The 19,317-nt window shown below is 44.1% G+C and carries 19 protein-coding genes; 10 read left to right on the top strand and 9 right to left on the bottom strand.

Annotated features, from left to right (window positions below; genetic code table 11):
- The first annotated feature begins 21 nt into the window (after positions 1–21).
- The 3 genes from ACHUFN_RS06260 to ACHUFN_RS06250 are packed head-to-tail and all read left to right on the top strand — an operon-like array spanning position 22 to position 1,596.
- Positions 22–549 carry a helix-turn-helix domain-containing protein gene (locus ACHUFN_RS06260; protein ID WP_394221449.1) on the top strand — a complete coding sequence of 176 codons (528 nt, stop codon included), beginning with the start codon at positions 22–24 and terminating at the stop codon, positions 547–549.
- Entirely contained in the window at positions 546–1,268 is a 723-nt protein-coding gene (locus tag ACHUFN_RS06255; protein ID WP_394221448.1) for an AzlC family ABC transporter permease, read from the top strand. Before ACHUFN_RS06260 ends, ACHUFN_RS06255 begins: the two co-directional genes overlap by 4 nt.
- A complete protein-coding gene (locus tag ACHUFN_RS06250) occupies positions 1,258–1,596 on the top strand; it encodes an AzlD domain-containing protein (protein ID WP_394221447.1) in 339 nt (112 codons plus the stop codon). The genes ACHUFN_RS06255 and ACHUFN_RS06250 overlap by 11 nt, the downstream gene beginning before the upstream one ends.
- A 14-nt stretch (positions 1,597–1,610) precedes the next feature.
- Here the strand turns inward: ACHUFN_RS06250 and ACHUFN_RS06245 are convergent, their stop codons facing one another.
- Both ACHUFN_RS06245 and msrA read right to left on the bottom strand, forming a co-directional pair.
- Entirely contained in the window at positions 1,611–3,494 is a 1,884-nt protein-coding gene (locus ACHUFN_RS06245) for a diguanylate cyclase (RefSeq protein WP_394221446.1), read from the bottom strand.
- A gap of 180 nt (positions 3,495–3,674) precedes the next feature.
- Positions 3,675–4,286 carry a peptide-methionine (S)-S-oxide reductase MsrA gene (gene msrA / locus ACHUFN_RS06240; protein ID WP_394221445.1) on the bottom strand — a complete coding sequence of 204 codons (612 nt, stop codon included), beginning with the start codon at positions 4,284–4,286 and terminating at the stop codon, positions 3,675–3,677.
- A 361-nt stretch (positions 4,287–4,647) separates the two neighbouring features.
- Between msrA and ACHUFN_RS06235 the strand changes: the two genes are divergently transcribed.
- On the top strand, positions 4,648–5,289 hold the full coding sequence (locus ACHUFN_RS06235) for a glutathione S-transferase family protein (protein WP_394221444.1): 642 nt from the start codon (positions 4,648–4,650) through the stop codon (positions 5,287–5,289).
- A gap of 126 nt (positions 5,290–5,415) precedes the next feature.
- The gene (locus ACHUFN_RS06230) at positions 5,416–7,260 is read left to right on the top strand and encodes a DUF885 domain-containing protein (protein WP_394221443.1); all 1,845 of its coding nucleotides are present in this window, start codon (positions 5,416–5,418) and stop codon (positions 7,258–7,260) included.
- Positions 7,261–7,360: 100 nt separating this feature from the next.
- On the opposite strand, the gene ACHUFN_RS06225 is transcribed toward ACHUFN_RS06230, so the two are convergent.
- A complete protein-coding gene (locus ACHUFN_RS06225; RefSeq protein WP_394221442.1) occupies positions 7,361–7,492 on the bottom strand; it encodes a hypothetical protein in 132 nt (43 codons plus the stop codon).
- 43 nt (positions 7,493–7,535) lie between these two features.
- Here ACHUFN_RS06225 and ACHUFN_RS06220 point away from each other — a divergent pair, with 43 nt between their 5' ends.
- Positions 7,536–7,871, top strand: a complete 336-nt coding sequence (locus tag ACHUFN_RS06220) for a VOC family protein (protein ID WP_394221441.1) — start codon at positions 7,536–7,538, stop codon at positions 7,869–7,871.
- Positions 7,872–8,172: 301 nt separating this feature from the next.
- On the opposite strand, the gene ACHUFN_RS06215 is transcribed toward ACHUFN_RS06220, so the two are convergent.
- Entirely contained in the window at positions 8,173–10,194 is a 2,022-nt protein-coding gene (locus tag ACHUFN_RS06215; RefSeq protein ID WP_394221440.1) for an oxidoreductase, read from the bottom strand.
- A 125-nt stretch (positions 10,195–10,319) separates the two neighbouring features.
- Positions 10,320–10,814, bottom strand: a complete 495-nt coding sequence (locus tag ACHUFN_RS06210; RefSeq protein ID WP_394221439.1) for a hypothetical protein — start codon at positions 10,812–10,814, stop codon at positions 10,320–10,322.
- 438 nt (positions 10,815–11,252) lie between these two features.
- Here ACHUFN_RS06210 and ACHUFN_RS06205 point away from each other — a divergent pair, with 438 nt between their 5' ends.
- Complete coding sequence (locus ACHUFN_RS06205) at positions 11,253–13,523, top strand: winged helix-turn-helix domain-containing protein (protein WP_394221438.1); 2,271 nt, start codon at positions 11,253–11,255, stop codon at positions 13,521–13,523.
- 134 nt (positions 13,524–13,657) lie between these two features.
- Entirely contained in the window at positions 13,658–14,344 is a 687-nt protein-coding gene (locus ACHUFN_RS06200; protein ID WP_394221437.1) for a hypothetical protein, read from the top strand.
- 63 nt (positions 14,345–14,407) lie between these two features.
- Here the strand turns inward: ACHUFN_RS06200 and ACHUFN_RS06195 are convergent, their stop codons facing one another.
- The 4 genes from ACHUFN_RS06195 to ACHUFN_RS06180 form a co-directional block, all read right to left on the bottom strand.
- The gene (locus ACHUFN_RS06195; protein WP_394221601.1) at positions 14,408–14,872 is read right to left on the bottom strand and encodes a DUF4426 domain-containing protein; all 465 of its coding nucleotides are present in this window, start codon (positions 14,870–14,872) and stop codon (positions 14,408–14,410) included.
- A gap of 77 nt (positions 14,873–14,949) precedes the next feature.
- Complete coding sequence (locus ACHUFN_RS06190) at positions 14,950–15,486, bottom strand: YggT family protein (protein WP_394221436.1); 537 nt, start codon at positions 15,484–15,486, stop codon at positions 14,950–14,952.
- 20 nt (positions 15,487–15,506) lie between these two features.
- Positions 15,507–16,328: a pyrroline-5-carboxylate reductase gene (proC, locus tag ACHUFN_RS06185; protein WP_394221435.1), complete on the bottom strand. Its 822-nt coding sequence runs from the start codon at positions 16,326–16,328 to the stop codon at positions 15,507–15,509.
- Between the two features lie 50 nt (positions 16,329–16,378).
- The gene (locus ACHUFN_RS06180) at positions 16,379–17,077 is read right to left on the bottom strand and encodes a YggS family pyridoxal phosphate-dependent enzyme (protein WP_394221434.1); all 699 of its coding nucleotides are present in this window, start codon (positions 17,075–17,077) and stop codon (positions 16,379–16,381) included.
- A gap of 27 nt (positions 17,078–17,104) precedes the next feature.
- On the opposite strand from ACHUFN_RS06180, the gene ACHUFN_RS06175 reads away from it, so the two are divergent.
- Together ACHUFN_RS06175 and ACHUFN_RS06170 are read left to right on the top strand one after the other, a co-directional pair.
- A complete protein-coding gene (locus tag ACHUFN_RS06175; RefSeq protein WP_394221433.1) occupies positions 17,105–18,148 on the top strand; it encodes a type IV pilus twitching motility protein PilT in 1,044 nt (347 codons plus the stop codon).
- 8 nt (positions 18,149–18,156) lie between these two features.
- On the top strand, positions 18,157–19,269 hold the full coding sequence (locus tag ACHUFN_RS06170) for a PilT/PilU family type 4a pilus ATPase (RefSeq protein ID WP_394221432.1): 1,113 nt from the start codon (positions 18,157–18,159) through the stop codon (positions 19,267–19,269).
- The last annotated feature ends 48 nt before the right edge of the window (positions 19,270–19,317 follow it).

Below are 19,317 nucleotides of genomic sequence, written 5' to 3'. Positions count from 1 at the left end.
ACATTTTGAAGCGAGCCGAGTTTGAATCAATCAACGCTAAATACCCTTGGCAGACATCTACAGAAATTAAGACAAGACAAAGGTGTCTCTCTGTCTCAATTGGCAGCAGGTGCGGGTATTGCTAAATCTAATCTTTCAAGACTAGAGCAAGGCAACGGCAACCCAACGTTAGACACTATTTGGCGACTGGCTAAACAGCTTGATGTGCCATTTGGCGAACTGGTGCAGCCTTTAAGCGCAAGCGTTGGCGAAAATGGTGTTGAGGTTCGTTTGATTGAGCAGGGCAAAGGAACACCCAATGTGGATGCGTACTGGATGTCTGTAGCACCAGAAACATTTCGCGAAGCCGAGGCGCATGCCACAGGCACGCAAGAAACCATAACCGTGGTAAGCGGTACGCTAGAAGCTGGTAATGTTGGCACTACTCGGGTTTTGCGCCCTGGCCAAAGCGTGACGTTTAACGCCGATTTACCCCACATTTATAAAACACAAGATGAATGGGCAACTTGTCTTATTAGCATTGTTTATCACAAAGAGGCAAAGGAATGAGCACTTCTAAGCAAAGCAGTGGATGGAAGCAAGGGATCATTGATGGCTTACCTCTGCTTGGCGGTTATATTCCAGTAGCAATCTCGTTTGGCGTAATTGCAATTCAAGCAGGGTTTACAACGTTAGAAGCTACCCTAATATCGGTATTTATTTATGCCGGAGCGTCACAGTTCTTATTAGTTGCCATGGTGGCATCAGGTTCTCCATTGTGGTTAGCAGTAAGCATGACCTTACTGGTTAACGTGCGCCACGTGGTTTATGCGCCAAATCTAGTACCGTATTTACCAAAAAGCAGAGCATGGCCTTATTTGATGCATGGTCTAACCGACCAAATTTTTGCGCTAGCACATACGCGACTGCCAACAATGGAAGATGATAGCAAAGTAAGCTGGTTTAAAGGCGTATCAATGGTGGCGTGGTTAAGCTGGATAGCAGGAACCGCGTTGGGTGGTATTGCAGGTAACTCACTTACACAGAAGTGGCCTGTGCTTGATAGCGTAATGCCTTTTGCTTTGCCCGCCTTATTTCTTGTTTTATTAGCCCCCAAGTTTTCAAGCAAACTGTGGAGCTTTACATTGCTAGTAACCATGGCCGTTGCACTTTTCATTGCGCAGGGCTCATTCAAAAATGCGGCCATTCCGTTAGCGGCGTTGTGTGGCGCTTTGACATTTTATGCACTTACATCGCACGTTGAAAGGAAGCAGTCTCATGCAAACTGATATCTGGATAGCTATTATTGTTGCAGCGGTGGGTACTTACGCCCTGCGTGTTGGGCCGTTACTCTGGACACAACGACATTTTAATAAACACGAAGCAAACAATACCGAGGCGCGCTTACCCACATGGCTAAGTGTTTTAGGGCCGCTTATGATAGCCGCAATGTTAGGCGCATCGCTAATCCCTAAATCGCCGTCAATGGCCAGTTGGGTAGCAACCCTAGTAGGTACGCTTGTTACTGCGCTTATATGGCGCAAATACAAAACATTAGGGTTGCCAGTGTTTTGCGGCGTGCTGTCATTCGGCTTGGCGTTTGCTTTTATCGCTTAAACGCCATTTTTGGGCTAAGAAAGTCGTTTTACTTCGCAGCGGTTTCGCCCTAGCTCTTTAGCGCTGTAAAGCGCTTCATCCGCTCTTTTAATAACAGCCTCTAAAGACGTATCGGAAGGGTGAAAGTCTGTACAGCCCATGCTTACGCTTATTGGAGGCGCTCCTTCCATGCTCAATTTAAGAGAACGTAATCGCGCTTGAATACGTTCAAATACATTATTCATCACACCACTACTGCTATTCGGCAGCACTATTAACCATTCTTCGCCGCCCCAGCGTCCTAATGCATCCGTTTGACGCAGTTCTTTTGACAATTCACTGGCAACTAAAACCAGTACTTCATCGCCCATATCATGACCAAATCGGTCATTAAACTGTTTGAAGTGATCAACATCTATCATGGCAAAGCACAGGGGGCTATTTTTCTCGCGAGCAGTATCCATGGCTTTTTGCGCAAAAACGCTAATGCTGCGGCGATTTCGAGTGCGAGTAAGTTCGTCTAGTAAGGCGAGTTCTTTAAATTTTTTCTTAGTTTTAATTTGTAAAAATAGGCCAGTGATCACCGCTGCAAGTAAGCACAGCAAAAGAAGAGACACGATAATTAACAGCCACTGGCGAAACTCACGCGCCGCAAGCTCTGACTCTGCCAGTTTTTTCTGGGTGCTGAGAAGCTGATTTTCTGCCTCTGCTTCGGTTAATTCAAACATTGCCTGATAACGTCTTGTCGACTGTTCTTGCGTTGCTGTTAGCTGTTCGTCATTAAGTTTGACCAGCTCTTTGTAGTACTTTATCGATAAGTCTGGCTGATCTGTACTTTCATAAACTTGGGCTTGTGTTCTTACCAGCGCAATTCTGCGTTTTAATGTGGGGTTTTTGGTTAACAATGACGAAGCTACGGCTATATCTTCTTCCCACCCTGATATCTTCAATTGAGCTTTTACCCTTGCTCGTAATAAGTGATTCAAAATCAGCATGCTGGTTATGTTGTGACGCTCAAAAATGGGAATGATGTCATTTACTTGGGCAAGCGCTAGGTCGAATTTACTGGCTTCTTCATCTATATACGCTAATTCATAGCGTGCGAAGGCTGCACCAACAACGTCATTCGCTTGGTTAGCAAGCTGTAAAGAAAGCTCGGCAAACTCCCGCGCTTTCTGGGTCTTTTTCATGTTGCGATAGGTAAGTGCAATATTGTAATAAGTGATGGAGGCTTCGACGCGGTTTTCATTTATGTCGATAAGTTCGAGCGAGCGAAAATGGTAGTCTAGTGCTTGCTGTTGTTGCCCTAATTCATCATACATTAGCGCAATACTGGCAAGTGCCTCAGAGCGATTCTTATTGTCGTTCAAACGGGTAAATACATCGTTAGCTTTAACCATCACTTTCAAGGCGTTTTGAATGGCCCCAGACTCATAATAAACCTGGGCAGCGAGAAGCAACATTTCGCCATGTAAAGCGGTGTCGGGCGCTTTAGTCTGCGCCAAATACAACGACGTTTTAGTATAAGAGGTCGCTTTGTCTGCAAGACCTTCTCCCACCGCAGCAACCGCTAGAACACCCAAGAAGCGAGATTCATACTCAGCGTTGTCATTTTCTTTGGCAAGCTGTAAGCCCAATTCGGCCAACGGCGCTATATTGTCTCGCTGAGACAAGTGGTAATAAGCGCTCGCAAGAAGATAGCGGGTTTGAAGCTGCAGCATGAGCTGGTCTTCACTGGGAGCATCACTTAGAAGAGGCGTGAGTTGTTCAATTAACTCAGTAGGCGCTTTGGCCATAAGTGTTTGATAATATTCTGTGTCCAGCGCGTCATTGCTGAATACGGGGGTACTGAATGCTTGCTGACTGAAACTGAGTAGGCTGATAACAAGTACTACAATAACTCGTCGTACATACCACATGACTTCCACCACTTGTTATTGCAGGAACTTAGCAATGGAGGCCTGGCAAATTGTTCGGGGTGTTTTCCATAACGCTTGCTAGGTTCTCTATGCAGAAGCCTGCTCTTTTTTCCTTTTTGTTTTCATCAGCCTACTATTAATTCGCGTTAGGGGAAATATTTTTTCAGTATATTGGCTATATCAGCTTTTTGATTTACCCATAGCCCTGTCGCCCCAAATCTCTTCTAATCGTTGGTCACGGCCACAGTTCCATCTGTAGAATTTGTAACGAACGGGGCTTTTCTTATAAAAGTCTTGGTGGCCAATTTCATCACCCTTAATCGGGTAAAAAGTAGAGGCATCTAAAATAGGGGTTACCACTTTCTGATTTGGAAACTGAGCGACAACTGCAGCTTTTGTTTCTTCAGCAATGGCGCGTTCTTCGTCGTTTGCAACAAAAATTGCGCTTAAATAGCTTGGCCCTTTGTCACAGAATTGACCGCGGTCGTCAAAGGGGTCAATGTTGACCCAAAAATGGTCGAGAATATCCTTGTACGAAAGTTTGTTTTCATCATAGGTGATTCTTACGGCTTCATAATGCCCTTTGTGATTGCCGTTGTAAGTTGGGTTTGGAGCACTTCCACCAGTGAAGCCCGACACGACATCGGTAACGCCGTCTAATTTCTCAAAATCAGACTCCATACACCAAAAGCACCCGCCTGCCAAAATGGCTTCGTCAGCGTTGGCTAATGGAGTGATAGTGGCAGCGCCTACACAGGCACTCATTAAAAATGCAGAGACAATAGATTTCATTTTTTACCTTTATATTTTGCTACTAGTAGCAACGGGACGGTTTCACAACACATATACGGTTACCTAATAAAGAACGGTTTAGCGTAAAGATGATTTCATCATTGTGCTTCGCATTGATATTTAGTGTGTGAATTCAGCAACCACAATCACTCAGTTAGGCATTATTTGAAGTGCTGCGTAAAAATTTCATCTTACCCTGTAGTCTTCGCATGCTTTGCACAGGTCTGTGAAAATAAAGGTGTGTAAATCAAAAAAACACAGATTGACTAAGCAGCGTTAAAACTCAGTAACAATATCGTGGTGGCACTTTTTTCCTATTCGACTTACAGTTAGCTCACTTTTAGTCAGTTAAGGAAAGGGCATGTACACACTTTACGGTTATCCTAAAACTCGCTCAGTACGCGTAGCGTGGGCATTGGAAGAGCTTGGCTTACCTTTCGATTATAAGCTGGTCGATTTAAAACAGGGGCAGCACTTATCTGATGAATACAAGGCGATAAGCCCAGCTGCAAAAGTTCCAGCATTGGCAACACCTGAAGGTACGTTAACCGAATCTGCTGCAATTGTGACCTTTTTAGCCGAGCGTCACGGTATGCATGAATTTATCCCTGAGCCTAGTAGCTTTGCTCGTGCAAAGTACGAAGAAATGATGTTGTTTCTTACCAGCGAGTTAGAGCAACCAATTTGGAATATGGCCAAGCACACGTTTGCCCTTCCCAAAGAACATCGACTTGAGAAAATGCGCGAAGTCGCTGCGTGGGAATTTAATCGCGCGCTACTCGTGTTTTCTTCCATGCTAGCTGACAAAGAATTTGTGTGCGGCAATATGTTCACCATGGCTGATGTTATCGCAGGCCACATTTTAGCATGGGCAAAAGGCAGTAAACTCAACTTATCCCTAAACGGAAAAGCAGAAAATGTTGCTGCTTATGCACAGCGAGTGTTGGGTAGAGAGGCATATGAGAGGGCATGGCGAAATGAAATGGCCCATTTGTCCGAGTAAAAAATGTAAGTACCGTGGCAAAAAAAGTGCGCATAAGAAAAAAGTTAGGCGACTGACTTAACATGGTCCCCATTAAAATTTATTACGAAAACGACAGGCCCGAAGGGCAATAAAATAGGTATGTAAATGAAAGTATTTAAAACCCTACTGGTAAGTAGCGCAGTTACCATGGCTTTAGGCCTTAGCAGTGCTATGGCGCACGAACATAATCACACAAATGCGAATAACGCTAAAACAGCGTCGTCGGTTGCAAAAGAAGTGTCTGAGCACGACAAACTATTCGCATTGTTTGCAGCGGCAGATCAACGTGATATCGAACTAAGCCCTATTTCGGCTATCTTTCGCGGTGATATGAGCAATGCTGACAGGTTGGGCGACTTCCATACAGATGCACGCCGGATAGCAAGTAAAACGGCGACGCTGTTAAATTTATCAGAGCTTAAGCAAATTGACCGCAGCAAACTAAGCGATACCGATAAGCTAGCTTATGATGTGTTCAAATATAACGAAGAGCGCTCATTAAAAATGTCGTCAGACGAGATTGAAGCGTTAACCGATGTGCGACCTATAAATCATTTCAGTGGTTTTCACACATTCTACCCAACATTCTCTAGTGGCAAAGGGGCTGCACCATTTAACACGGTAGAAGACTACGAAAACAACCTGTCACGTCATAAAGATTACATTGCGATATCTGACCGCGCTATTGGTAAGTTTCGCGAGGGCATGGAAAGCGGTGTCCTTGAAACAAAGCTTACTATTGACCTTGTAATTAAACAATTTGACACGCAGCTGGCAATTCCAATTAAAGAGTCGCAATTCTGGGGACCTATCACCATGTTCCCAGACAGCTTCTCTGATGAAGATAAGGCGCGTTTAACCGAAGAGTATGAAGTCGCAATACAAGAGATTTACAACGCAACAACTCGCATGCGTAATTTTCTTCGCGATCAATACTTGCCTGTTGCTCGCGAAAGTATTGGCTTGAGTGACATGAAAGGTGGCGAAAAGTTGTATCAGCTTATGGTTGAAGGCTCTACCACGCTGCCGATGACGCCAGATGAACTTCACAAGCTTGGTTTAAAAGAAGTAAAGCGTATTAAAAACGATATGCTTGAGATTAAAGACGAAGTGAATTTTGAGGGTACCTTAAACGAGTTCTTCGACTATGTGCGTACCGATCCGAAATTTAAGCCGGAAAGCCGTGAAGCACTCACGCAGAGCTACTATGATATTGGCCGTGAAGTGGATGAAAAGATCGAACAGTACTTTTCGCTTCTACCTAAGTCAGAACTAAGAATAAAACCTTACGACCCCGCTATTGAGCAGTTTAGTGCTGGCGGTTCTTATCAGCCGGGTACACCAGATGGTTCACGCCCTGGAACGTTTTATTTTAATGCCTACGACCTGCCAAGTCGTTTAACCACGGGTAACGTAACCTTGTACCTTCACGAAGGGGCACCAGGTCACCATTTCCAAGTTAGCCTTGCTCAAGAAAATGAAGCGTTACCTTCATTCATGCGCTTCAATTTCTTACCTGCGTTTGGTGAAGGCTGGGCGCTGTATTCTGAAACATTGGGCTATGAAATGGGCTTCTTTGAGGACCCATGGAACCGTTACGGCACGCTTCAAGATGAACAGCTTCGCGCCATGCGTTTGGTTGTAGATACGGGTATTCATGCGAAGGGCTGGACACGTGAACAAGCAATCGACTTTATGCTTGATAATTCAGGTATGACACGCACAGAAGTGGTGGCAGAAGTAGAACGCTACATTGCAATTCCTTCGCAAGCGCTGTCTTACAAAGTTGGTGCGCTTAAAATTCAAGAGCTGCGTGCACGCGCTGAAAAAGCATTGGGTGAAAACTTCGATATTCGCGAATTCCACGCTCAGGTGTTAAATACAGGCGGTATTCCATTGGCTATTCTTGAACAGAAAATTGACCGCTGGATTGCAAGTCAAAAAAGCTAAAGAGCAAGAAATAAGAATAAATTTATTAGCTATCTGTGGACGTCTTAGGAAATCATAGAGTTAGCTGCTTATCTCGATAGATGGGCAGATAACATTCTTTCTATTTTCCGACAAAGAAGTCTTCAGCATGCAAGCATATTAAAGCCAGTAAGTGTTCAGCATTGCTGGCTTTTTTGTATTTGCGACCAATAGCAGTGATCTTGTTGTGCTGCTTTATTAGAGTAATAAACATACAGTATTTGCTGTGGTTTCAGCATGAAATAGGGAGTTTAACCGTGGAACTTGGGCTATTTTCGTTAAGTTTAACTGTGAAGGATATTAGTAAGTCGAAAGCGTTTTATGAAGCATTAGGCTTTGAAGCAATGCCGTCTTGTGGTTCGGTTGAAGATAAGTGGCTTATGATGAAAAACGGCAATACCATGATTGGGTTGTTTGAAGGCATGTTCGACGACAACATTATGACATTTAACCCTAGCGACGTTAGGGCGCTTCAAGCTCAGCTAGTTGAACAGGGTATTGCTTTAGAAGTACCAGTAAAAGGGGATAGTGGACCTGGGCATTTAATTGTTAAAGACCCTGATGGAAACGCGATTATGTTCGACCAGTTTTGATGAATAGTTTTCATTTTTTGCAATGTGTCGCTGTTGATTAGCGGATTTAGTTTAGTAAAGCGCAAGATGTAGTTGATAATCGCTACGGTAACTGCATTTCGCTTGCCGTACTAAGGCGAGGGTTATTCTGGGTTAGCGAAAGTTTACTTTATGCAAGGTAAGATGGTGCACGCAGAAAGTATGATGGAGAAGGCTGTGTCGCTTACGTTACCGTCTGAAAATCGAGAGCTCTACACTGCTACATTGAACGCTATTCAAAATAGCAGGTAGTGCTTAGGTAGGTTTTGCCAGTCAGCACGTATTAAATACGTGCTGCCAGCTCTGCCCCTTGGCGAATTGCGCGCTTAGCATCAAGTTCTGCCGCGACATCTGCTCCCCCAATAATGTGCACGGTAAAACCTGCCTCTTCAAGTGGCTGCTGTAATGGCTTAAATGGCTCTTGGCCTGCGCAAACAATCACATTATCTACGGGTAACAATTTTGGCGTGTCGTTTATCAGTACGTGAAGGCCCTCGTCGTCAACTTTTTCATAGCTCACGCCGTTTATCATTTGTACGTTGTGATGTTTCAACGATTGTCGGTGGATCCAGCCTGTTGTTTTGCCTAGTCCTTTGCCCACTTTCGATGTTTTACGCTGAAGTAAATAGACTTCACGCTCAGAAGGTTCAATTGCTTTTTCTTTAAGAGCGCCTGGCGCTGAGTATTCCTTATCTATGCCCCAATGCGCTAGCCACTTCTCTTTATTTTCAGCTAAGTGTTCATGCTCAACTAAGAATTCTGCTACATCAAAGCCTATACCTCCGGCACCAACAATAGCCACTTTCTTCCCAACGGGTTTATGATCTCGAAGCACGTCTAAATACCCCATCACCTTAGGATGGTCATGGCCTTCAATCGAAAGACTACGTGGGCGAATGCCAGTTGCTAATATAACTTCATCGAAGTCATTCCCCGATAGGCTGTCTACACTTACTTCAGCATTAAGGTGAATGTTAACGCCATAGCGCGCCAGCTGATTGCTGTAAAAGCGCAAGGTTTCGTAAAACTCCTCTTTGCCGGGAACCTGCTTGGCATAGTTAAATTGGCCACCAATTTCTGCGGCTTTATCGTATAAATGTACGTCGTGCCCACGTTCGGCTGCATACATGGAAAACGCGAGTCCAGCAGGGCCTGCTCCGACAACAGCCAGTTTCTTCTTGTGTTGTGCAGGGGTGAATGTGAGTTCGGTTTCATAACAGGCTTGAGGGTTAACCAAGCAGCTTGCGCGCTTTTGTTCAAATGCGTGGTCAAGACACGCCTGATTACATGCAATACAGGTATTGATAAGGTTTGATTCGTCGCGCATGGCTTTCGCAACAAAATGTGCATCGGCAAGAAAAGGGCGCGCCATCGACACCATGTCTGCATGACCATCTGCTAGTACCGACTCTGCAACCTCAGGCGTATTTATTCGGTTAGTTGTCACTAATGGAATCGACACTTCCTTTTTCATGCGCTGAGTTATCCACGTAAATGCTGCACGCGGTACTGATGTAGATATGGTCGGCACGCGGGCTTCATGCCATCCAATACCTGTATTAATTAGCGTAGCGCCAGCCTTTTCAATTTCTTTGGCAAGGTACACCACTTCGTCCCATTTGGCGCCGCCTTCAACCAAGTCCAGCATAGACAGTCGATATATAATGATAAAGTTAGTACCCACTTTCTCACGAACGCCTTTAACTATCTCGATAGCTAGGCGCGCTCGATTTTCTAAGCTACCACCCCATTCATCGCTTCTATGATTGGTGCGTTCGCAGAAAAACTGGTTGATGAGGTAGCCTTCAGAACCCATTATCTCAACGCCGTCATAGCCAGCATCCTGCGCCAGGCTTGCACACTTAACATAGTCTTTAATAGTGCTTCTTACGCCACGAGAAGAAAGTTCTCGCGGCTTAAAAGGCGTAATAGGAGATTTCATCGGTGAGGCTGATACCGCAAGAGGGTGGTAACCATAGCGGCCCGAGTGCAGTATCTGCATGCAAATTTTGCCATTCTCTTTGTGAACGGCATCAGTTATCACGCGGTGTTTCTTGGCATGACGGGAACGAGTCATTCTGCCAGCAAACGGCGCTACCCATCCAGAAATGTTTGGGCTTATGCCCCCCGTTACGATAAGTCCAGCGCCACCTTTGGCACGTTCTGCATAGAATGCGGCTAGTTTATCAAAGCCGCCTTTCTCTTCTTCAAGGCCGAGATGCATGGAGCCCATCAGCGTTCGATTTCTCAGTGTAGTGAACCCTAAATCAAGAGGGGCGAGTAAGTGAGGGTAAGGTGTTGTCATTATTGTTAGCATTCTTTGGTTTGTTTTACTTGATGCTAACACTAAATAAAAAAGTTGCCAGACCCACGAGATAGTCTGGCAACCGAAAAAGGGAGCCAGGGAACGGCCTCCCTTAACTGGTTCAATCAGTAAGGGGCGACCTTGCCGATGATTATTCTTTTGCTGCGTTTGATCAGAGAATAAACGGTGTCGAAGGCACCATTTATTTCGTCTTTTGAATATTTTTTACCGAGTGCTCGTAAGAATTTGACATCATCTTTCGTTCTGGAAAATTCAAACTGCTCCCCTGGGTTGGTGGCAGGGTAAATAACCATGTAGCCATATTCACCAGTCGTCATTGAGTAAAGCGTGGGTACTGGCACCTCGGCTAGCTTTGACCCTTCAATAAAATATTCAGTAACTAAGCTTTCAAATTTCTCTTCTTGCCCAGTTTCTACGTCAAAAAAGTACACCATTGAAAAGTCGGTAATATCGTTTTTTTCTGGCGCAAGGTTGTCTAGGTAGGCTTTCCATTCATCGCTCGATAATTCGTTTTCCTTGGTTTCTTCTTGTGAATATAGGCATGTGCTAAACACACTTAATAAAATTGTGATACCGCAAAATGTCGCAAACTTTTTCATGATTTTTCCTTTGGCTGTGTTCTTTTACACCGAAAAATTTAGTGCGAATTGGCAGTTAAGAATTGAAAAAAACATGAAAAAAAGTTGAATTCCGCCTTTTTAGACTGTTTTGCGAGCAAAGTGTGAGTGTTTTACGAAGGATGAATGTGTGTTTTAACAAAGCATCAATTTTGTATGGGTGCTTCACAAGCCAACCTTTAAGCTAGGTTAAGCCCGCAGCAAATAAGACACTACTTGTCAGGAATTTCTGTTAATAATTGATTTACGGCAGAGCGCCATGTTCTAAAATACGGTCATGAAAATGCTTAAGTGAGAAATTATCACCCATTCTCTCCTTCATTTGCTTTCGCCTTAAACTATTTATACTTTTGTGTAGTTGTTTAACTCCAGAACACTTGCTACTTTAGTATTAATAAAATCAAGACGCTACGCTCAGGGATGAATACTTCAAACCGACAATTTAGTATTGGTGCATTACTCATCGACCCATTAGCCAATACACTAAATTTCAATTCTCAAACTGAAAAACTCTCTCCAAAAGTAATGGAAGTATTCTGCACCTTGTATCAAGGTAATGGCGTTGTGGTGACGAGAGAACAGTTGCTTAACTCGGTTTGGGCAAACCGGTTTGGAGGCGACGAATCACTCTCTCGTGCTATTTCAGAACTTCGAAAGTCGCTATCTCGATTGCTCGATACAAATAAAAAGTTAATTACAACAATTCCTAAAAGAGGTTATCGCCTTGAGCTGTCACTTCTGACAGAACTTTGTCAGCTAGAAAGTCCCCTTGTTCCAGAAGTGCCTGTAATGTCGTTCTCTGAGCCAGCTCAGAGAACGAAACATCGTTCGCTAATCATCTACTCGCTAATTTTTACAGCGGTTTTCATTATATTTGTCACCGCGATATTTAGTAACATGAGTGACAACTCGCACAAGGCATATCGAGTGCTGGTTATCCCTTTCGACGTTACAGACAGTGATGATAACGACGAACGTACACTAGCGAATGGCCTACTTGAGCTGTCTCTGACACAATTGTCTCAAGTTGATAACTTTAAAGTAGCGAGTAGAACGTCGAGTGCTTACTTTAAAACTCACAAGCACAGTTTAAAAGAAATTCAATCGTTGCTGCCCGTCGACCTAGTTGTTGAAGGGGCTGTAAGGCGTGACGGAAACACCCATATTGTTACTTACAGGCTCATAGAGGTTGATTCGGGGTTTACTCTATTTTCTGATAGCCAAGACGTAGCATTGTTAAATATGCAAGATGCAGTTAGCAACCTAGTTATCAGTACAACTGCACACTTAGGAATTGAACATAAGCTAATAGCGCCTAGTCCTCAGTCTAATGAAGCCTACCGCCTTTATTTGTTAGCCATGGATATTCTTAATCGAAATTATAATCTTGAAGCGCTTCAAAATGCTCAAGCTTACCTTATTAGGGCCAATGCTCAATCGCCTGCAGACCCGTTAATTGTCGAAGCGATAACAAGTAATTATCTAGAGATGATGAATCTAACATCGGGTGAAGAGCAAAAAGTGGTAATTAACTCAGCTCAGGCCTTTCTTGAGCAAAGTCATGAGCTTGGAATTTCAAGTGGCACATTGTCTTTTTTCGAAGGTATGCTTCACATGCCGTTAATCAGTGATCCAACCAGAGGGAACACACAAAAAGCGCTAGAGCATTTTGCCAAAGCCAAGAAGTTGGGTGAGAAGAGCTTTAACTTTTATTTTAACTACACCTACTTACTCACAATTCATCACAAATATAAGATGGCGCTTGCAATAGCTGAAGAGGGGATTGTTTCTCACCCACTTTCCTACCGACTTTATGGAGGGCTCGCCTTCGTTAACTTACTGATGGGAAATGACCAAGTAGCAGGTTTAGTCTTCGAAAAAATGAATGAAATAGCGCCTCAAGACCCGACAACAAGGTGGATGGAAGCGCTAGCGGCTACTGTGTCAGGGCAGTATCAACATACACTAGATTGGACCAGCCAAACACGAGAAGACAATCCGCTAGTACAAACCTTAATGCTTGATTTAAGCGTTCTGATTGCTGCAAAAAACGAAGATTCTCTAGCACGTTTATGGGCGCTATGTGAAGACGGCGCGGGGTCAACTAAGTTAACCGAAGCGGATTGTTTTCACATCACATTCGCTCAAGCGATTTATAATAAAGACATCTCCGCACTGTTACTACACCTAAGAGATGCAGAAAATACAGATCTTAGTTCCCCTTACATTAGATCAATGATTGGGCAAGCACTATATATGCTGCCCGGCCACCTTTTAGACGACCACAAAGAATTATTTGGGAATCTTATTTCTGGTGAATTGAACGGTGGGGGGTTATCGAACTTAGAGTCGCTTAATTTACTAACAGCTCTTCATTTTGCTCAGCAGGGGAGCGAGATATTTTCGATAGACGAGATCAATGCAAATGTCGCATTAATTTACAGCGAAAAAGAAATGCCTGACTCTTTCAAAGCCGAATACTCAGCACAGATAGGAGACAGTGAACGTGCATTGATGTTATTGCAGTCATTGGTCGACGGTGATGAAGTGATACCGGTTGGACGAAAATATGCTTATTTTGATAGTCCTGCTTTTTCTTTGCTGAAAGAAGAAAGGCGTTTTCTTGATTTAAAGATGCAGTACAACCGTAACCTAGCTTCAACTTACAAGTCACTCGAATGGCAATTTTAATACAAGGAAAAAGAGAAAAAACTCATATAAATTTCTTATTTTTTTCCAGATAAAAACAACGTTCTGTTTCATTCTTTTCTACGTTGCATCGCTTTAGTTGGCAACGCTACTGCCCACAATATAAAGGAAAGGTTATGAAACAGTTGACGATTAAAATAGCACTTTTGACTGTGCTTATGATGGGGTCTTTAAAGGTTCTATCAGCCCCGCTCTCTACTACTTACATAGATGACTATTATGAACACCTTCAAGAACGCTACTACACGGTTAAGTCGCCGATGCGTCGATTCTCTTTCAATACATATCCAATTGAACCATCACCCATAAGGCCAGTGTTGCCAGGTCCTGTAATACCGAAGAAGCCTGTAAAACCTGAAACACCACCACCTATTCAAGATGTCCCCGTAGTTAATTTACCCAAGCAAGGCACGAACAAGGGTACATGGCCATCAGCCTATAAAGGTACCTGGATGCTAAACGTTCAGCCATATAATCAAAACTCGGATGTATTACTAATGATGCGTGTATTTGACAGTGCACAGATTGATGTAATCGCTCAAGATGGCAGTAAGCAACTGGGCGTACTAAAAAATGTGAAGAAAGACACCTACACCATAAATACAGTCACAATGTGTGGTTGTGACAATACCGGTAAAAGTGGCGTAGCTTATTCCATTCACTCTTACTCTGTTTCATTTAATCGTTTTGATGAGTTAGAAGGGAAGTACACGGCTTATCATTACACTGCTGACGGAAGTACAGTGTCTTTAGAATCGGGTGATGTTAATGGCACCTTATTCAATTTCGATGCTAGTAGGTAGTTTTGTAAATGCAGATAAGACTATCAGTCTTATCTGCACAAACTGTGTTAAGTAGAAATGATGTTACTCGTCCACATACATCTTCTGTTGGAACTTCAATGTTTGTTTGTCCGCTCCTTTTTGAACGTCAATCTCGAACCTAAATGTTTCTTGATCGCGAAAAGGCAAAGCGGCTAAATAGTAAATAGCATCGCCATCCTCTACCTTTTTGAAGGTGAGCTTTCGCGAATTACCTAGCAGGTTCTTTGCCGTGCCAGATACGTCAACGCGCTGCGCTTTTCCCGACGTTTTGTCTAGCACAGAAATATTGACTAGTGCGTTAAACTTGCTTCGGACAATGCCATAACTTGCTGCCACTTCCGGGGTTAAAAACGGCGTGCTGAACACTATGTAATGCACGTCCCAGTCACCCAGCGTCTGTTTTTGCTCTGCAAAAGCAGAAAAGCTTAAACACGAGATAACCAATGCTATAAGTGCCATGTAGCTTAATTTTATTTTCTTCATGATAAACCTAACCTTTGCTTTCATCTTAATGTTTGTGTTTACCTTTAACGCCTCAGCGAACTTCACTGCCCGATTCAAGGTTCACCATCTATTGCCATTAATTAGATAGGTAAGGTGTCTTGGATCAGAAGCTGTAGAAACTGTAATGCGATAATAGCAACGAGCACTGACAAGTCGAGGCCTCCTAACGGAGGGATGACTTTACGAATAGGTGCTAAAAACGGTTCTGTTAGTTGGTGCAGTACATAGTCTATTGGAGACTGGCCTTGCGACACCCAACTTAAAATTGCGCGAAGTAGCAATACCCAAAACATGAGAGAGAGGGTTTCTTTCACAACGCCAATCACTGACAAAATAGCAATACCAATTGGGTTTAGGTTGCCACCAAACATAAGCCCAAGCGTAACCAGTTTTAGTGCGCATACAGCCACGGCCAGTACAAAGGTGGCGGTATCGAATCTGCCAATGGATGGGATAACACGGCGCAACGGCCCCACAATTGGGTGGGTTGCTTTTACTACAAATTGACTGAGTGGGTTATAGAAATCTGCCTGAACCATTTGTAACCAAAGGCGCAGAATGACCACCATCAAATAAAGGCTAAATAAGGTATCAACCAAAAATACCGTTGCATTCATGTTGTGCTTTTCCTAAATCGTTATAGCTGTTTTGCCATTTCTTCAGCACGCGCCACTGCTGCGCGCATTGATTTACTGACAATATCTTTTAAACCTTCATTAATGAAAGTGTTTACGGCTTCTGCGGTAGTGCCGCCCTTAGACGTAACTTGGGCGCGAAGCTCGCTTAATTCAAGTTCAGGGTTGTTACAAACCATTTCGGCCGCGCCTAACATGGCTTGTTGAACCATTAAGCGTGACTGTGCTTTGTCAAATCCCATGCTCATGGCTTCTTCTTGCATGTTTTGTAGGAACAAGAAGAAATACGCTGGGCTGCTGCCAGCTGCGGCAATAACACCGTTAATGCCATCTTCTTTTTCAACCCATACTGTTTCGCCCACGCTGTTCATCACATCGTCAACGTATTGTCTGTCAGATTCAGACACAGTGTCGTCGGCGTACATGCCTGACATGCCCTTACCCAATAAGCTTGGGGTATTTGGCATAATGCGAACAACAGGGTATTCGCCGCCTAGCATTTCTTGTAGTCGAGAAACAGGCAAACCAGCAGCAATGCTCATAAACAATTTACCCGACAGGTCGTTGTTTTTTTGCAGTTCGCCACACATGTCGCCCATTATTTGTGGTTTTACCGCAAGCACTATGGCATCAGCAAATTGGCAAGCTTCATCATTAGACTGCGTGGTATGAATTCCAAATTCGGCTTTCAAACCGTCTAACTTGGGTGTTGAAGGGTTTGCTGCAAGAATGTTTTCTTTCGCGTACCCTGATTTGATAAGACCACTGATGATGCTGCGGCTCATGTTGCCCGCGCCAATAAATGCTAATTTTTTCTGTTGCATGTAAATCCTATTCGTTGGTTGCGTTTAAGTCTGTGTAGTGAAGCGATGTTCTATCCGTTAGGATAGTCTCGTTTACCGAAAATAGCGGTACCGATTCGCACCATAGTAGAGCCATTTTGAATTGCTTCTGCCATATCACCACTCATTCCTACGGATAGGGTATCAAAATTGCTCAGCGATGTATGGTAGTGGTCGAATAATTCTTTGAGTTTAGTCAGCGTTTCACGCTGCTGCTGTTCACTTGGGTTAGCTTTAGGAATCGCCATCAACCCTCGTAAAATCAGGCGTTCTTGCGATTCAATAAATGCTACAAGGGCATCTAATTCACTTAGCGCTACTCCTGATTTACTGTCTTCGTCATCAATATTGACCTGAATACATACATTTAAAGGCGGCAGTGAACCAGGTCGTTGCTCGTTTAACCTGCGGGCAATCTTTTCTCTGTCTATCGATTGAACCCAAGTAAAATGTTCAGCCACCACTTTAGTTTTGTTCGACTGAATAGGGCCAATCATATGCCACTCTATATCGTTAAGATGCGAAAGTTCCTGAACCTTTTCAACACCTTCCTGAACGTAGTTTTCACCGAACATACGTTGTCCCGCTTCATACGCTTCCATGATATCTGATACGGGTTTTGTTTTGCTAACCGCTAGCAATTTAACGGAATTTGGTGGACGATGTGCACTGGTAGCGGCTTGGTCTATTCCTTTTCGTGCGGAATGTAGTCTTTCTGCTATTGTTTGCATTATTCACCTTGTTTTGGAGAAGTGGTTGTGGATATTACCGAACTTTTGGCTTTCAGTGTTAAGAATAACGCCTCAGATTTACACTTATCGGCGGGCCTGCCCCCCATTATTCGTGTAGATGGCGAAATGCGTAAACTGAACGTTCCTGCCCTCGATCACAAGCAAGTACATAGTCTCGTGTATGAGATTATGAATGACATGCAGCGCAAAGAATACGAAGAAAACCTGGAAACCGATTTTTCTTTTGAAGTAAATGGCTTGTCGCGTTTTCGTGTGAATGCATTCGTTCAAAATCGAGGCGCCGCGGCCGTATTACGTACCATTCCTAGCAAGGTGTTAACATTAGACGACCTGGGCGCGCCTGAAATATTCAAAGAGATCATAAACCAGCCAACGGGAATTGTGTTGGTTACAGGTGCTACAGGTTCGGGTAAGAGTACCACGCTCGCGGCCATGGTCGACCATATCAATACGCATAAACGCGAACACATTCTTACCATTGAAGACCCTATCGAATTCGTTCACGACAACAAGCTTAGCTTGGTAAACCAGAGGGAAGTACACCGCGATACCCACTCGTTTAACAACGCACTGCGCTCAGCGCTTCGTGAAGACCCCGACGTTATTCTAGTAGGTGAGCTGCGTGACCTAGAAACCATACGTCTTGCCATTTCAGCTGCCGAAACCGGCCACTTAGTGTTTGGTACGCTTCACACCAACTCGGCACCTAAAACCATTGACCGTATTATCGATGTTTTTCCTGCTGAAGAAAAAGCCATGGTGCGCTCTATGTTGTCTGAATCATTGCGCGCAGTTATTTCACAAACCTTGCTTAAGAAAGTGGGAGGCGGGCGTGTTGCTGCCCATGAAATCATGGTAGGCATTCCTGCTATTCGTAACCTTATTCGCGAAGACAAAGTGCCACAAATGTACTCGGTAATTCAAACCGGTCAGGCGCACGGAATGCAAACCATGGATCAGTGTCTTCAGCGATTAGTGGCAATGGGCGTGATCACCAAACAAGACGCGGCAGCAAAGTCAGTTGATAAACAGTCGATGAACAGTTTCTAGAGGCCGTCATGTTAGATTCATTACTTCAAAAAATGGTCGATACCAATGCGTCGGATTTATTTGTAACGGCAGGGTTTCCGGTAAGCGCCAAAATTAACGGCAAACTTACCCTTGTTACCGAAAGCACCACATCAGAAGAGGCTTCGTTAGCGCTTGTTCACGAAGCGATGACCGAAAAGCAGCAAAATGAGTTTCATACATCGAAAGAGTGTAACTTTGCGATTGTTCGAGAGGGCATTGGGCGCTTCCGTTGCTCGGCGTTTTGGCAGCGCGATCAGGCGGGTATGGTTATTCGCCGCATTGTAACGCAAATTCCAAAGGCCGATGATTTGGGGCTTCCGCGGGTATTAAAAGAAATTATTATGGCTAAACGCGGTCTTGTTCTATTTGTCGGTGGAACAGGCACGGGTAAGTCGACATCATTGGCTGCGCTTATCGGGCACAGAAATGAGAATTCGCATGGGCATATTCTAACTATTGAAGACCCCATTGAATTTGTGCACGAGCATAAAAACTGTGTGGTTACACAACGCGAAGTGGGTATTGATACCCAATCATTTGACGATGCACTTAAAAGCTCGCTACGTCAGGCGCCTGACGTCATTCTTATTGGTGAAATTCGCTCAATGGAAACCATGGAGTATGCCATGTCGTTTGCCGATACGGGGCACTTGTGTGTAGCAACGTTGCACGCAAACAACGCGAACCAAGCTATTGAACGTATTATGCATTTAGCGCCTAAAGATCAGCACGACAAGCTGCGCTTTGACTTAAGCTTAAACATTCGCGCCATCGTCGCCCAGCAGCTAGTACCTACGCCAGATGGCAAGGGTAGGGTAGCGGCCATCGAAATCTTGCTTAACTCGCCGTTAGTCCGCGACCTTATTCAGCGCAATGAAATTGGTGCGTTGAAAGAAGCAATGAAAAAAGGAAAAGAGCAGGGCATGCAGAGTTTCGATATGGCACTTTATGACCTGTATAAAGCAGGCAAAATTGACATGGACCAAGCGCTGCATCACGCCGACTCGCCGAATGATCTGCGTTTAATGATTAAGCTTGATACCAGTGACGGCTCTAGCTTAGGTACATTATCCAACGTATCAATTGATATGGATGACTAGACGCTTTCGTCAACGGTTGAAGCTTTGCGTGAAGAAGCAATACTGAAG

It is taken from the genome of Alteromonas gracilis (assembly GCF_043642145.1).
Classification (GTDB): domain Bacteria; phylum Pseudomonadota; class Gammaproteobacteria; order Enterobacterales; family Alteromonadaceae; genus Alteromonas; species Alteromonas gracilis_B.
Note: the sequence above shows the minus strand (reverse complement) of the source record. Positions and strands in the feature narration are given on the sequence as shown.

What these genes read in the sequence shown, in the direction of transcription:
- ACHUFN_RS06210 (WP_394221439.1), bottom strand. Translation starts at nt 10,814, where the DNA reads ATGAAAAAGTTTGCGACATTTTGCGGTATCACAATTTTATTAAGTGTG.
- ACHUFN_RS06195 (WP_394221601.1), bottom strand. Translation starts at nt 14,872, where the DNA reads ATGAAAGCAAAGGTTAGGTTTATCATGAAGAAAATAAAATTAAGCTAC.
- ACHUFN_RS06180 (WP_394221434.1), bottom strand. Translation starts at nt 17,077, where the DNA reads ATGCAAACAATAGCAGAAAGACTACATTCCGCACGAAAAGGAATAGAC.
- ACHUFN_RS06230 (WP_394221443.1), top strand. Translation starts at nt 5,416, where the DNA reads ATGAAAGTATTTAAAACCCTACTGGTAAGTAGCGCAGTTACCATGGCT.
- ACHUFN_RS06250 (WP_394221447.1), top strand. Translation starts at nt 1,258, where the DNA reads ATGCAAACTGATATCTGGATAGCTATTATTGTTGCAGCGGTGGGTACT.
- ACHUFN_RS06255 (WP_394221448.1), top strand. Translation starts at nt 546, where the DNA reads ATGAGCACTTCTAAGCAAAGCAGTGGATGGAAGCAAGGGATCATTGAT.
- proC (WP_394221435.1), bottom strand. Translation starts at nt 16,328, where the DNA reads ATGCAACAGAAAAAATTAGCATTTATTGGCGCGGGCAACATGAGCCGC.
- msrA (WP_394221445.1), bottom strand. Translation starts at nt 4,286, where the DNA reads ATGAAATCTATTGTCTCTGCATTTTTAATGAGTGCCTGTGTAGGCGCT.
- ACHUFN_RS06245 (WP_394221446.1), bottom strand. Translation starts at nt 3,494, where the DNA reads ATGTGGTATGTACGACGAGTTATTGTAGTACTTGTTATCAGCCTACTC.
- ACHUFN_RS06235 (WP_394221444.1), top strand. Translation starts at nt 4,648, where the DNA reads ATGTACACACTTTACGGTTATCCTAAAACTCGCTCAGTACGCGTAGCG.
- ACHUFN_RS06200 (WP_394221437.1), top strand. Translation starts at nt 13,658, where the DNA reads ATGAAACAGTTGACGATTAAAATAGCACTTTTGACTGTGCTTATGATG.
- ACHUFN_RS06215 (WP_394221440.1), bottom strand. Translation starts at nt 10,194, where the DNA reads ATGACAACACCTTACCCTCACTTACTCGCCCCTCTTGATTTAGGGTTC.
- ACHUFN_RS06205 (WP_394221438.1), top strand. Translation starts at nt 11,253, where the DNA reads ATGAATACTTCAAACCGACAATTTAGTATTGGTGCATTACTCATCGAC.
- ACHUFN_RS06225 (WP_394221442.1), bottom strand. Translation starts at nt 7,492, where the DNA reads ATGTTTATTACTCTAATAAAGCAGCACAACAAGATCACTGCTATTGGT.
- ACHUFN_RS06170 (WP_394221432.1), top strand. Translation starts at nt 18,157, where the DNA reads ATGTTAGATTCATTACTTCAAAAAATGGTCGATACCAATGCGTCGGAT.
- ACHUFN_RS06190 (WP_394221436.1), bottom strand. Translation starts at nt 15,486, where the DNA reads ATGAATGCAACGGTATTTTTGGTTGATACCTTATTTAGCCTTTATTTG.